Source organism: Streptomyces sp. NPDC026092 (genome assembly GCF_040638605.1).
Classification (GTDB): Bacteria; Actinomycetota; Actinomycetes; order Streptomycetales; family Streptomycetaceae; genus Streptomyces.
Genome location: NZ_JBEZYN010000010.1, coordinates 205,050 through 219,412, shown reverse-complemented (window position 1 = coordinate 219,412; position 14,363 = coordinate 205,050). Strand labels below are relative to the sequence as shown.

The following is a 14,363-nucleotide window of genomic DNA, read 5'->3' as shown; positions in this document are numbered from 1 at the left end:
CGGCGTGGGCACCACCCTCGTCGACCGTGATCGCCGCGCCATGAGTACGCGTACTCAGAGACCCCGTGCCGTGCACTCACCAAGCAACCGGCAACGCCTTCAGTCCGCTGAAGAACTCCCGTGAGCGCCAGCGCAGTTCCTGCTCCGGGACCGCGAGGCGCAGCCCCGGGAGGCGGGTCGTGACGCGCTCGAGGGTGATCTGGAGTTCCAGGCGCGCCAGGTGCGCGCCCAGGCAGTAGTGGATGCCGTGGCCGAAGCTGATGTGCGCAGCGCCCGGCCGGTCCAGGAGCAGGCGGTCGGGGTCCGGGAAGACGGCCGGATCGTGGTTGGCGGCCGCCTGGGAGACCACGACCGCCTCGCCCTCGCGGATCAGGACGCCCCCCAGTTCCACGTCCTCGCGGGCGTAGCGGGGCAGGGTGAGGCCGTTGAGCAGGGGGACGTACCGCAGGAGCTCCTCCACCGCCCGGGGGATCAGTTCGGGTTGGGCGCGCAGGGTCGCCGGCCACTCGATGCCGTCGCCCCGTGCCTCGCCCGGCAGCAGCAGGACCGCGAAGAAGTTGGCGATCTGGTTCGTTGTCGTGACGAATCCCGCGATGAGCAACTCGCCCAGCAGGCCCGTCAGTTCCGTCTCCGTCAGAGTGCCGTCCTCGTGCGCGCGGACCAGGAGCGTGAGCAGGTCCTCGGCGGGGGCCCGCCGGCGTTCCTCGATCCAGCCGTGCATACGGGTGAAGAAGTCCTTGCCCCGCTGCTCAAGCGCCTCGGGCGTCTCGCTTCCCGAGCAGATGACGTCCGCCCACGCCCGCACGGAGGGCACGTCTGCCGCGGGGACGCCGATCAGTTCGCAGATCAGGGTCATCGGCAGCGGGAAGGACAGGTCCTCCACCAGGTCGGCAGGCGGCCCGGACTCCTCGATCCGGTCGAGCAGTCCGTCGGCCACCTCCCGGATGCGGACCCGCAGGCCCTCCATACGACGTGCCGTGAACTCCTTGGCCAGCAGCGCCCGCAGGGGCGTGTGGCGCGGCGCGTCGAGGGCGATGAGGCCACCGCCGGCGCGGGGCATCGGGTCGATGCGCGGATGGTCGCGCCGCAGCGCCTCCGCGAGGGAGAACCGGCCGTCCGAGAGGACGGCGCGCACGTCCTCGTACGACGTGGCGAGCCAGGCCTCGTCGCCGTACGGGAGTCGGACCCGGGTCAGCGGCCCGCCGCGCAGCGGCGCGTACCCGGCGGAGACGCCGAGTCCGTGGTCGGTCCAGAAGGGGTACGCCAGCGGGGTCGCGGTCATGGGGCGGTGCCTTTCTCGGCGGAGGCGGACGGTGCCTGCGGGCCCGGGCCCACGGGGACGAGGACGTGGGTGGGCGGGGGTGCGCTGGTGTCGACGTCGGCGGTGAAGTCGAGGCCGTCGTCCCGGCAGACGAACTGCATGACCTGGCGTCCGGCCGCGGCGGCCCGGATCAGGCCGCCGGTGGTGGCCCACACCCCGGAGAGGTAGAAGTTGCTCAGCCCCGGCAGGACGGGGCCGTTCTTCTTGACGAGCTCCTCCATCGCCTCGCCGCTCTCCACGAAGGGCTGCCAGCCGAGGAACGTGCCCTCGTAGCTGCCCGTGTAGCGGATCTGGGTGAGGGGCGTGCTGGTGTCCCGTACGGCGATGGAGTCCTTCAGTCCGGGGTAGCGCGCGTCGAGGAAGTCCACGACGGCGTCCCGGGTCCGGCGCTTGGCCAGGGCGTACGCCTTGCCCCGCCGCACCGGCAGGGTGTGCAGCTCCGTTCCGCGCCGGGGCCGGCTGAGCCGCTCGGGCCCCTCGGCAAGCTCCCGCCAGGGCGCGGTGTCGGAGAAGTACGTGGCGTAGATGACGGTCGTGTCCTCGGGCGACAGCTCGGGATAGAACCGGTTGCGGAACTGGACGTTGAGGCTCGGGTGCCGGATACCGGTGAGCCGTCCCGCCGTCTCCTCGTCGAGGAGGTGGGTGGTGGTGGGGTCCGCGTCCGGGAAGGGGCGGCGCAGGCCCAGGAAGACGCTGACGTAGCCGGGGAAGACCATCCCGGGCCGGTGCAGGGTCTCCCGGTAGAGCGTCGCGTACTCCTCGTCCAGGTAGCGGCCGTCGAGGAGCTTCAGGAGCGTGGTGGGGCCGTCGCACGCGGAGACGACGATGTCCGCGTAGTGCTCCTCGCCGTTGGCCAGCCGGACGCCGATCGCGCGGTCGTCCTTGACGAGGATCTCCTCGACGAGGGCGTTGTACGTGATCTCGCCGCCGAGCCGGAGATAGCGCTGCTCGATGGAGCGGGCGAGGCCGAGGGAGCCGCCCTCGGGGACGCCCGCAGAGCGGTGGGCCTGGGCGGCCATCTGGAAGTAGAACGGCAGGACCGGGAAGCCGGGGTGCTTCTCGTACAGGATGTAGTTGAACGCCTCCCTCAGCAGCGGGTCCTTGAAGCGCGTGGAGTACTCCGTCATCAGCACGGACATCGAGGTGCGGAAGAGGTTGAAGTACGGCACGAAGCCGGCCAGCATCCGCCAGCGCTCCCGGCGGGTCATCAGCGGCACGGGCTTGAGGAAGGGGTACGAGGGCAGGCAGGTGATGAACTTGCGCAGGCCCGCGCAGAAAGCCCTGATGGGGCGGGCGTCCGCGGGCGAGAGATCGAGGAGATGCGCTTCGAGGCGGTCGGGGTCGCAGTAGAAGTAGACGGCCCGGCCGTCCGCGCCGCGCACGGTGTTGAAGACATCGAAGTGGCGCATCTCCTTGCCCTGGAGCGCCCCGAGTTCGAGCCAGATCTGGTGCATCTCGTTGCCGGGCCCGTTGCCGAGGAGCCAGCTGATGCAGGCGTCGAAGGTGTAGTTGCCCCGGTCCCAGCCGGTGCAGCAGCCGCCGGGGATCTCGTGCATCTCGAAGATCCGGGTGCGGTAGCCGTTCATGCGGGCGTACGCGCCGGTGGAGAGGCCGCCGAGGCCCCCACCGATGATGATCATGGTTTCGCGGCGCTCGGGCGGCGTCTGCGTATTCGTCACGTCGGTCACCTGACCCTGCGGGATTCGAGTTGGGGCAGCCGGCCGAGCCGGTCCGGGTGCCACGGGGTGGTGTCGGTGGACTCCCAGGCCCGGAACTCCAGGCCGAGGTCCCGGCACAGGTACTGGGTGACGAACCGGCCGCTCGCGGCGGCGCGGATCAGGCTGCCGCCGCCGAACCACTGGCCCGCGAGCGAGAGCCCGTCGAGGCCCGGCAGTCGCATCCGGTCCTTGTTGATGAGCGCGGTGATGACGTCGTCGGCCGGGGTGAAGGACTTCCAGCCGAGGATGGAGCCGCCGCACACGCCGGTGTACCGCTCGGTCGTCACCGGGGACGCCACGTCGACGACCTCGATCGCCCGCCCGATGCCCGGGTGGTGCCGTTCCAGGAAGCCCCGGACGAAGTCGGCGACCTCCTGCTTGCGGGCCCAGTACGCCCGCCGGTCGGCGCGCCGCAGCTCCTTCCAGGATGCGTAGTCGCTGAAGTACGTGCAGTGGACGACGGACTTGCCCGGCGGGGCGAACCCGTCGGAGTAGCGGGAGCGCATCTGCACCACGAGGCTGTTCTGCAGGACGCCCGGCAGGGCCTTGCTGTCCTCGTCGGAGAGCAGATAGGTGACGCTGTGCCGGGCGTCCGGGTCCAGCTCGTCCTTCAGGCCGACGAACGCGGAGACGACGCCCGGGTAGACCACGTCCGGGCTCTCCGTCATCTGGGCGAAGAGCTCCTCGACCCGAGGGCTGGTGTAGCGGCCGTCGAGCAGGCCGTGGAGGATGGTGGCGCCGTCGCAGGCGGCCACCACATGGTCGGCGAAGTGCCGTTCGCCGCCGCGTAGTTCGACGCCGATCGCGCGGTCGTTCTCCACCAGGATCCGTTCGACCCGGGCCCGGTAGTCGATCCGTCCGCCGAGTCCGGTGTAGCGGTCCTCGACCGAGCGGGCCAGACCCAGCGAACCGCCTTGCGGAAAACCGGCGTTGAGGTGGTAGGCGCTGGCCATGTTGAAGAGGTACGGCAGCAGCGGGAAGACCTCGTGGTCCTGGAAGAAGATGAACGGGAACGCCCGGCGTAGCAGCGGGTCCTGGAACCGTTCGCAGAAGGTCTCCATCCGCGTCACCGCCGTCCGCCACAGCACCAGGAAGGACGGGAGGACCGCGCGGAGCGTCGCGAGGCGCTCGCGCGGGGACTGGAGCGGCGAAGGGGTCAGGAACGGGTAGAGGTTGATGCGGGTGAAGCGCCGCAGGTCCCGGCAGAACGCCCGGATCGGGCGGGCGTCGGCCGGCGACAGCTCCAGGAGGTGGGCTTCGAGCCGGTCGGGGTCGTTGTAGAAGGTGACGGAACGGCCGGTCTCGTCGGTGACGGTGTTGAACATCTCGAAGTTCGCGATGCTCTTCCCGTCGAGCGCGCCCAACTCCCGCCAGACGCGGGCGGCGTCGTTGCCCCGGCCCGTGCCGGTGAGCCACTCGATGCAGTAGTCGAAGACGTAGTCCTGGCGCGACCAGGCGGTGCAGCAGCCCCCGGGCAGCACGTGCCGCTCGAAGATCCGCGTCTCGGCGCCGCTCATCTGGGAGTACACACCGGTGGACAGCCCGCCGATGCCACCCCCGATGATGATCACCCGGGGCGCCTCGCCCGGCGCCCTGGCCTCCCGCCGCTCCCACACGGGCCTCTTCTCACGCGACATCGGTCTCCTCCTCCGTCGTGGGCGCGGCGGCGAGGAAGGTGAGGCCCTCCCGCGCGGCGGCGGCGATGTCGTCGTCGAGGGCGGCCCGGGCGAGCGCCGCGTTGCGCGCCGCCGGCTTCTCGTCGAGCATCTCGGCGTGCAGCCCTGAGCCGCGCACGAGCCGGTTGCCGGTGGTGGAGGCGGCGGCCCAACTGCCGCGCTGCCCCGCCGCGTAAAGCTCGGCCTTGGCCTCGTCGGCGATCACGGTCACGGCCGCGGTCACCGTCCCGAGGTTCGGGGTCCGGCCGCAGAACTCCAGGTAGTCCCTGGCCTGGCCGAGCGTCTGCGCCGTGACCGTCTCGGAGCCGGTGTGCCGGCGCAGATGGTCGCGGAGCTCGTGCTCGAACGCCTCGACGTGCTCGGCGGCGATGCCGTACGCCTCCTCGATCCGGTACGAGTCGAGGATCACCACGTGGGACACCTCGCGGCCCCGCCGTTCCAGCTCCTTGGCGACCTCGAAGGCGAGGTTGCCGCCGAGGGAGTAACCGAGCAGGAGGCACGGGCCTGTGGGCCGCAGATCCTCGACGAGATCGGCGTAGCGGCCGGTCTTGTCGCCGTCGACGTGGTTGAAGGCGATCACTTCGTACGAGGGCAGATGCGCGGCGAAGTGCCGGTAGACGAGGCCGTGGCCGCCGGCCGGCGGGAAGCAGAACAGGGCGGGGCCCGCGCCCGCGTTGAACGTCAGCTGGGGCAGGGTTCCGGAGACCCGGCCGGTGACGAGGGACTCGACCGTGCGGGCCATGCCGTGGAGCGTGGTGACCTTGAAGAGCAGGCCGACCGGGATGGCGATGCCGAACTCCTTCTGCAGATGGTGGATGAGTTCGATGAGCGTGATGGAGCTGCCGCCGGAGGCGAAGAAGTCGGTGCTCAGGCCGATCCGTTCGATGCCGAGCACCGCCTTCCAGTGCGCGGCGACCCGCTCCTCGTAGAGCGTCGCGGGCGGTTCGTGGTCCTCCTCCGCCGCTTCGGCCCGGGGCTCGGGGAGCGCCGCCGGATCGACCTTGCCGTTCGGGGTCAGGGGCAGGGCGTCCAGGACCGTCAGATGGGCCGGGATGAGGTACGTGGGCAGGTGGGCGGCCAGATGGCGGCGCAGGGCGAGCGGGTCCGGTGTGCTCCCGGCCGCCGCGACGACGTACGCGCAGAGCGCCGCCTCACCCGACGCTCCGGCACGGACCGTCACGAACGCCTCGGCGATGCCGGGGACTTCGAGCAGCAGGGACTCGATCTCGCCCGGCTCGATGCGGTGGCCGCGCAGCTTGATCTGGGCGTCGGCGCGGCCGAGCAGATGGATCCGGCCCCGGTCGTCCCTGCGGGCCAGGTCCCCGGTGCGGTAGAGCCGCTCGGGGGCCGCGTCGGGGCCGTGGTCGAGGGTGAGGGTGAGGAAGCGCCGGGCGGTCTGCTCGGGGTCGCCCGCGTAGTCGAGGGCGAGGCCGGGGCCACCGGCCCACAGCTCGCCGACGACCCCGGGCGGTACGGGCTCGAGGCGGGTGTCCAGGACGTGCAGGACGCAGTTGGGCAGGGGGGCGCCGACGGGAACGGTGCCGTTGGGGTCGAGGCCGTCGGTGGGGCCTTCGAAGCAGGCGCTGTCGACGGTCGCCTCCGTGAGGCCGTACGAGTTGATGACCCGGGTCTCCGGGCCGCAGAGCCGCGCCAGCCGCTCGTACTCCGCGACCTTCCACGTGTCGGAGCCGACGATCATCAGGCGCATGAAGTCGAGCCGGTGACCGCCCTCCTCGCAGCGGGCCATCAGGGCGCGGGCCGTGGCGGGCACGAACTCGGCGCAGTCCACCCGCTCGGCCGTCATCGCCTCGTACAGCCGTGCCGTGTTCAGCAGCAGCTCACGGTCGGCGAGGACGAGCCGGCCACCGGAGCACAGAGCGCGCACCAGGTCGCCGGTGAACACGTCGAAGGAGACGGCGGCGAGCTGCAGATGGACGCCCGGCTCGGCGGCGAGGCCGTACGCCTCGCGCCAGGCGCCGTGGACGGCGGCGAGGGCGCGGTGGGAGACGCGGACGGCCTTGGGCCGGCCGGTGGAGCCGGAGGTGTGGATGACGTACGCGGGGGTGTCCAGGGAGTCGGGGGTGTCCAGGGAGTCGCGGGTGTCGAAAGGTGTTCCCTCGGGGCCCTCCTCCGTGAGCACGTCCGTGAGGAACTCCGTGCCGAGGGCCGCGAGCCGTTCCGGTCCGCCGGGCTCGGCGATGACCAGCGCGGCACCCACGTTGCCCGTCATCACGGCGAGCCGGTCGACCGGGTGGCCGGGGTCGAGCGGCAGGTAGGTGGCCCCGGCGCGCCAGACCGCGAGGAGCGCGACGATCAGCTCGGGCGTTTTCGGCAGGCAGACGGCGACCACGTCACCGGCTCCCACCCCGCGGGCCCTGAGCCGTCCGGTGAGCGCCGCGGAGGCCCGCTCCAGCTCGCCGTACGTCAGATGGCGCGCCGCTCCCCCGCTCCCGGCGGCGGGCACGGTGACCGCGACCGCGTCGGGTGTACGGGCGGCCGCGTCCTCGAACAGGCGGTGCACCGGGCGGTCCTGGGCGACCACCGGCCCCCGGGCGGCCCGGCCGTGCAGGATCTCGTGGCGCTCGTGCGCGCCGAGCATGTCGAGCTCGGCCACCGGCCGGTCGCCCGTCGCGCGGGTGAGGGAGTCGAGGAGCGTGCGGTAGTGGTCGGCCATGCGGCGGACGGTCCGGGGCCTGAAGAGGTCGGTGTTGTACTTCAGGACGCAGTGGAAGCGGCGCTCGCTCTCGTCCTCGTACGCGGAGAGCGTGACGTCGAACTGCCCTTCCTCTTCGGGGAGTTCGATGTAGTCGAGGTGGTAGCCGTACTGCTGCGAGGACACCTTGTGGGCCAGCAGGATGAACATCGCCTGGAAGACCGCCGAGCGGCTCGGGTCGTGCTGCAGGCCCAGCTTCTCGACGAGCAGCACGAAGGGGTACTCCTGGTGGTCCAGGCCGCCGAGGACGGTCCGGCGGACCTGGGCGAGCAGCTCGCCGACGGTCGGGTCGCCGGCCAGGTTGACGTGCAGGGGCAGCGGGTTGACGAAGTAGCCGTAGACGGAGCCGAGTTCCTCGTCGGTGCGGCCGGTCACCGGGCTGCCGACGACGAGGTCGTCCTGTCCGGAGTGGCGGTGCAGCAGGAGGTAGTACGCGCACAGCAGCACCATGAAGGGCGTGACGCCGTGGTCGCGGGCCAGGGAGTGCACCCGGGCGCTGAGTTCCTCGTCGAGGACGAAGAACTCGGAGGCTCCGTTGTGCGTCTGCACCGGCGGCCGGGGCCCGTCCGTCGGCAGGGCGAGAGGCGGGATCTCGGCGGGCAGGGCGCCGCGCCAGTACTCCAGCATGCGGTCGGCGTCCGGGGAGGCCAGGAAGCGGTTCTGCCGGTTGAGGAAGTCGAGGTACCGGGCCGGGACGGGCGGCAGTTCGACCGGCCGGCCCGCGCGCATGCCCTCGTAGAGCGCGAGCAGCTCCTCGATGAAGGTGAAGGTGGAGATGGCGTCCGAGACGATGTGGTGGACCGCCTTCATGATCACCCAGCGGTCGGGGCCGCGCCGGAAGAGCCGGAACCGCATCAGCGGGTCGTGGGCGAGGTCGTACGGCTCGCGGTACTCCGCGACGATCAGCTCGCGGATCTCGTCCCAGGGCAGGCCCTCGACGTCGAACACCTCGAAGTCCGGCTCCATGGAATCGGAGACGGTCTGCACCGGGCGGCCGTCCTCCAGGACGAAGTTCGCCCGCAGGACGGGGTGGCGGGCGACGAGCGTACGGACGGCCTCCGCCATCAGTTCGGGCTCGATGACCGTACGGACCTCGACGGCGCCGCCGATGTTGTAGGCGAACCCGTCGGGGTTGAGCTGCTTGAGGAACCAGAGCGCCTTCTGGTTCTGGGTGAGGGGGTGGCGGCCCGGGTCCTCGTACAGCTCGATCGTCGCCGCTCCGTCCTCGGGCCCCTCGCCCTGAGCCGCGAGCGTCTCGCTGGCGGCGTACAGCTGGGCGATCAGCTCCCGTACGGGGGCGCCGCTGAGCAGTGCGACGACGGGCAGCGCGACACCGGTCTCCGCCTGGATCCGGGCCCGCAGCTCCATGGCGAGGAGCGAGTCGAGACCGAGCTCGCCGAGCCCGGCGTCCGGGTCGATCCGCTCGGCGCCCACCCGAAGGACGGTCGCGGCGGGGGCGAGGAAGTGGTCGGCGGCGAACCGGGCCCGCTCCTCCTCGTCGGCGGCGGCGCGGAACCGGGCGAGATAGCCGCCGTGTCCGTCACCCCCGGCCGGGCCGCCGGCGGACGCGGCGGCCTCCGCGGCGAGTCCGGCGACGAGTGGGGGTGAGGTGGGGTACCAGGCGAGGAAGGTCTTCCAGTCGCTGATCGTGGCGATCAGGAGCTGCGCCCGGTCCTGTCCGAAGACCCGCTCCAGGACGGCCGTCCCTGCGGCCGGGGAGAGCGAGCTCATGCCCCGGACCACGCGATAGTGCTCGACGAGGCTCAGCTCCTCGATCATGCCGGTCGCCCACGGGCCCCAGTTCAGGCTGAGCGCGGGCAGGCCGCGGGCCCTGCGGTGGTGGGCGAGGGCGTCGAGGAAGGCGTTGCCCGCCGCGTAGTTGGTCTGGCCGGTGGTGGTGAGCAGCGCGGCGACGGAGGAGAAGAGCACGAAGTGGTCGAGCGGCTCGTCGCGCAGCAGGTGGTGCAGGAGCCAGGCTCCGGCGGCCTTGGGGGCGAGGACGGCGTCGAAGGAGGCCCGGTCCATGTCCTGGACCGGGATGTCCCGTACGTGCCCGGCGAGATGGAACACCCCGCGTACGGGAGGGGCGTCCTGGTCCCTGCGGGCGGCCAGCCACGCGTCGAGCGCGGGCTCGTCGGCGATGTCGAGGGCCGCGTGCACGGGATGGGCGCCGAGCGCCTCCAGCTCCTTGACGAAGCGCGCTCCGGAGGCCTCGGGGGCGTCCGGGTCGAGGGTCCGCCAGGTGGCGCGGTCGGGCAGCTCGGTGCGGCCCACCAGGATCAGGTGCCGGGCGCCCTGGCGGACGAGGTAGCGGCAGAGCAGCCGGCCGAGGGCGCCGAAGGCCCCGGTCACCAGATAGGCACCGTCCGGGCGGAGCCGCGGCGGGAGGGGCCGGGTGAGGCCCTCGGGCCGGACGAGGCCGCTGACAAGGCGGCGGCTCGCTCGCAGGGCGACCTCGTCCTCGGGGCGGTCGGGTTCGGACGTGGCGAGGACCTCGCGCAGGAGGGCGTGGGCCTCGGCCTCGGGGGTGGTGGTCGCCCCCTCGGAAGTGGCTCCCGCGCCCTCCAGGTCGATCAGCTTGCCGGGGTGGGCGATCAGTTCCTGGTGCCGCAGCACGCGGCCGATGCCCCAGGCCGGGGCGCCGAGGGGTTCGACCGGGTCGCCGGGGGCCGCAGCCTGGGTACCCCGGGTGACGAGGTGCAGGGCCGCGGGCGCGCCAAGCTGTCCGGGGTCGTCCCGCAGGGCCTGCGCGAGGGCGACGACGGAGTAGGCGCCATGGGCGCTGTGCCGGTCGAGGTCCTCGCGGGAGGTCGCGTCGAGCGCGGGCAGGTCCAGGTTCCACAGGTGCACGACGGCGCCGACGGGACGTCCGTCGCGCACGGCCAGGTCGGCGAGGAGCCGCCGCAGGTCGTCGGCGCTCCCGGGCACCACCTCGGAGCGGTCGCCCTCGTCCGCGCCGAAGGCGTACGCCTCGCCCGGCCGGACGAGGTGGCAGGTGCCGCCGCGCGCGGTGACGAGCCGCTCCAGGGCGTCCGCCACTCCCCCGGGCCGGTCGGCGAAGAGCAGCCAGCTCCCGGGGTCCTGGGCCTCGGCCTCTTCCAACGGCGCCTCCGTCCACTCCAGTTCGGCGAGCCAGCCGTCGATCGTGGCGAGCCCGACCGTCGCCGAGGCCTGCTCGACGTCCGCAGCGCGGAAGCCGTGGACGTGGCCGACGCGTTCGCCTCCCTCGGTGTAGAGGGCGATGTCGCCGACGAGTTCGTCGTCCGCGCGCCGGGTGATCGTGGCGTGGGCCCAGAGGGGCTGGTCACCGATCGGGGTCGTCCGCACCTCGTCGATGGAGAGCGGCAGCAGGATGCCTGTACTGGAGGAGCCTGCCGCGTCCTGGTCCGGGAGTCCGGCCACGAGCAGGGCCTGGAAGCAGGCGTCGAGGAGGACCGGGTGGAGCTGGTGGCCCGCCGCGCCGCCGCCGACGCTCGCGGGCGGCCGGATCAGCGCGAGCGCCTCACCCTGTCCGTGCTCGCCGCGCCCCCGCCACACCTCGGCGATGCCCTGGAACGCGGGTCCGTAGTGGTAGCCGCGCGCGCCGAGGGTCTCGTAGCAGGTCGCGGAGTCGAGGGCCTGCTCCGCGCGCTTGCGGACCGCCTCCAGCTCCGCCGACGTACGACGTGGCGCGGGCGCCCCGCCGCGTACGACTCCGACGGCGTGGACGGTGGGGGTGTCGCCGCCGCCGGTCGCCACCGTGAACGCGGCCGACCGGGCGGAGAGCGCCAGTTGGACGGCCTTGGGGGCGTCGTCCGGCAGGAAGAGGGCCTTGCGCAGTTCGATGTCGCCGAGCACGACGTCCTCAGCGCCGGTCACCGCGCGGACGGCCTGGGTGGCCATCTCGATGTAGCCGGCGGCGGGGACGAGGGTCCGCCCCTGGATGCGGTGGTCGGCGAGATAGGGCTGTGTCTCGACATCGAGCGCCACCTCCCAGGTGGGCTCGGCGGTGGCGAGACGCCGGCCGAGCAGCGGGTGGTCCTGCCGGCCGAGGCGTACTTGGGCGACCGGCTCGGGTTCGGTCCAGTAGCGGTCGCGCCGCCAGGGATAGCGCGGCAGGGGGACGGACCGGCCGCGCGGGTGGAGGGCGTGCCAGTCGACCGGGCTGCCGAGGGTGTGGAGCGCAGCCAGGGAGGTGGTGAAGCGGAGGGCCTCGTCCTCGGCGCGGCGGATGGAAGGCAGCGTGGTCGCGGTGGACTCGCCGGTCTCGGCCGCGTGCTGGAAGCACTCCTTGATGGAGTGGCCGAGCACCGGGTGGGGCCCGATCTCCAGGAAGGTGCGGTACCCGTCGGCGGCGAGCGCGTCGACGGCCGCGCGGAAGCGCACGGTGTCGCGCACGTTGTGCCACCAGTAGTCGGCGTCCAGTTCGGGGCCTTCGGCCCGGCCCTCCTGTCCGGTCAGGTAGAGCGGAAGCCGGGCGGCGCGGGGCTCGATGTCGGTGAGTTCGGCAAGCAGTTCGTCCTTGATCGCGTCCATCGCGGCGGAGTGGTACGGCACTTGGACGTCGAGGAGCTTCGCGAACACGCCGTCGGCGCGCAGGGACGTGGCGTACGCGCCGAGCGCGGCCTCCTCGCCGGCCAGGGTCAGGGCGCCCGGGCTGTTGACGGCGGCGACGGAGAGCCGGTCGCCGAAGGGCGCGGCCCGGCACAGCGCCTCGTCCTCGGGGAGCCCGACGGCAAGCATGGTGCCGGTGCCCGCCAGCCTGTGCTGGAGGCGGCTGCGGGTGAGCACGATCCGCACGGCGTCGCGGAGGCTGTAGACCCCGGCCTCGTAGAACGCGGCGATCTCGCCGGTGCTGTGGCCGACGACCGCGGCGGGCCGTACCCCGTGCGCCCGCCAGAGCGCGGCGAGGCCCACCTGGACGGCGAAGTTGGCGGGCTGGGCCAGCCAGGTCTCCGCCATCCGGGAGACGTCCTCGGCCGCGTTCAGCTCGTCGACGAGGGACCAGCCTGCCTGGGTCACGATCTCCCGGTCGACGGCCTCGACGGCCTCCCGGTAGACGGGCCGGGACGTGAACAACTGGCGCCCCATCGCCCACCATTGGGGGCCCATTCCGGTGAACACCCAAACGGGTTCGGCCTGTCGGCCCTCGCGTCGCTTCCCGGTCAGCACACGGGGGTGCTCCTCGCCCCTGCCGTACGCGGCGAGGGCCTCGTCGAGCTCCTCGGGCGAGCCGTACACGACGGACAGCCGGACGTCGTGGTGCTGGCGGCGATGCGCGAGGGAGTACGCCAGATCCGGGACGGACGGGCCCTCGTCGGGAGTACCCAGTTCCGCGCGGACGGACTCGACGAGCGCGGGCAGGGCGGCGGCGTCGCGCGTGCTGAGCGGGAGCACGGAGGGCGTCGGGGCCGTGGTCTCGGCGTCGGACGGCACGGGCGTGGGAGCGTCGGTGGCGTAGGTGGCGTCCGTGACGACGGGCACGGGCTCGGGCACAGGCGCGGCTTCGAGCAGGACGTGGGCGTTGGTGCCGCCGAAGCCGAAGGAGTTGACCCCGGCACGGGCGGTGCCCTCGTGCGCCGGCCAGGGCGTGAGCCGGTCGGGGATCTCGTACGGCGCGGCGGCGAGGTCGATGGCGGGGTTGATCCGCTCCAGGTTGATGTGGGGCGGGATGAGCCGGTGCTTGAGGCTGAGCGCGGTCTTGATGAGCCCGGCGATCCCGGCGGCGGACTCGGTGTGCCCGATGTTCGTCTTGACCGAGCCGACGTAGCAGGCGTCGCCCGGCTTGCGGCCGATGGCGAGGACCCTGGCCAGCGCGCCCGCCTCCACGGGGTCGCCGACGGGCGTGGAGGTGCCGTGGGCCTCGACGTACTGAAGGTCGCCGGGGGTGATGCCGGCCCGTGCGCAGACCTGCTCGATCAGGGTGACCTGGGCGTCGGCGCTGGGGACGGTGATGCCGTTGGTGCGGCCGTCCTGGTTGACGCCGGTCTCGGTGACGACGGCGTGGATCCGGTCCCCGTCCCGTACCGCGTCCGAGAGCCGCTTGAGGACGACGATCCCGACGCCCTCGGCGCGGACGTAGCCGTTCGCCTCGGCGTCGAAGGTCCGGGAGCGGCCCTCCGGGGAGAGGAAGCCGCCCTTCGTCTCGGCGATCGTGTACTGCGGCGTCAGGTGGAGCAGCGTGCCGCCGGCCAGGGCGAGTGAGCTCTCGCCGCGCCGCAGACTCTCGCAGGCGAGGTGGACGGCGACGAGGGAGGAGCTGCACGCGGAGTCGACGGAGAGGCTGGGGCCCCGGAAGTCGAAGCAGTGCGAGAGCCGGTTCGACACCATCGTCATCATCGTGCCGGTCGCGGTGTGCGCGCCGAGGGTGTCGAAGCGCAGGTCGGCGAATTGCAGGATCTTGTAGTCGAGGGTGAACGCGCCGACGAACACGCCGACGTCCCGCCCGGCGAGCTCGGCCGGCTTCTGCCCGCCGTCCTCCAGGGCCTCCCAGCTCACCTCGAGGAGCTTGCGCTGCTGCGGGTCCATGGAGTGCGCCTCGCGGGGGCTGATCCCGAAGAACTCCGGGTCGAACTCGTCGAAGCCGTCGATGTATCCGCCGCGCCCGCCGACCAGCCGACCGGGTTTGGACTTGTCCCGGCTGCCCAGTGAGGCGACGTCGTACCGGTCGAGCGGCGTGGGGGTGATGCAGTCCTTCCCGTCGACCAGGTTGCGCCAGAAGCCGCGGTGGTCGTTCGCGCCGCCGGGGAAGCGGCAGCCGATCCCGATGATCGCGATCTTCTCGGCGCGCGTGGGGAGGGCGGCCGAGGCGGCGACTTGGGCATGGCGAAGCGATTCAGGCATGAGCGGTCCCTTGATTCGCGTAGCGAGAGAAATGGTGAGCAGCAGAACAAGGCGGCGCGGGACGAGACGAATTGCCACCGAAGGCGGACGCGGGCGGCGGGCACGGGGAGGTC

Annotated in this window: 4 protein-coding genes; all 4 read right to left on the bottom strand. The window is 72.5% G+C overall.

Annotation, left to right across the window (positions count from 1 at the left end; translation table 11 throughout):
• Positions 1 to 76: 76 nt before the first annotated feature.
• The 4 genes from AB0F56_RS19005 to AB0F56_RS18990 are packed head-to-tail and all read right to left on the bottom strand — an operon-like array spanning position 77 to position 14,250.
• Complete coding sequence (locus AB0F56_RS19005; RefSeq protein ID WP_362010774.1) at positions 77 to 1,282, bottom strand: cytochrome P450; 1,206 nt, start codon at positions 1,280 to 1,282, stop codon at positions 77 to 79.
• Entirely contained in the window at positions 1,279 to 2,961 is a 1,683-nt protein-coding gene (locus tag AB0F56_RS19000) for an NAD(P)/FAD-dependent oxidoreductase (RefSeq protein ID WP_362010904.1), read from the bottom strand. Before AB0F56_RS19000 ends, AB0F56_RS19005 begins: the two co-directional genes overlap by 4 nt.
• 44 nt (positions 2,962 to 3,005) lie before the next feature.
• Entirely contained in the window at positions 3,006 to 4,676 is a 1,671-nt protein-coding gene (locus AB0F56_RS18995; RefSeq protein WP_362010771.1) for an NAD(P)/FAD-dependent oxidoreductase, read from the bottom strand.
• Positions 4,666 to 14,250, bottom strand: coding sequence for an amino acid adenylation domain-containing protein (locus tag AB0F56_RS18990; protein WP_362010770.1), 9,585 nt, complete (start codon positions 14,248 to 14,250; stop codon positions 4,666 to 4,668). Before AB0F56_RS18990 ends, AB0F56_RS18995 begins: the two co-directional genes overlap by 11 nt.
• Between the last annotated feature and the right edge of the window lie 113 nt (positions 14,251 to 14,363).

What these genes read in the sequence shown, in the direction of transcription:
- AB0F56_RS19005 (WP_362010774.1), bottom strand. Translation starts at nt 1,282, where the DNA reads ATGACCGCGACCCCGCTGGCGTACCCCTTCTGGACCGACCACGGACTC.
- AB0F56_RS19000 (WP_362010904.1), bottom strand. Translation starts at nt 2,961, where the DNA reads ATGATCATCATCGGTGGGGGCCTCGGCGGCCTCTCCACCGGCGCGTAC.
- AB0F56_RS18995 (WP_362010771.1), bottom strand. Translation starts at nt 4,676, where the DNA reads ATGTCGCGTGAGAAGAGGCCCGTGTGGGAGCGGCGGGAGGCCAGGGCG.
- AB0F56_RS18990 (WP_362010770.1), bottom strand. Translation starts at nt 14,250, where the DNA reads ATGCCTGAATCGCTTCGCCATGCCCAAGTCGCCGCCTCGGCCGCCCTC.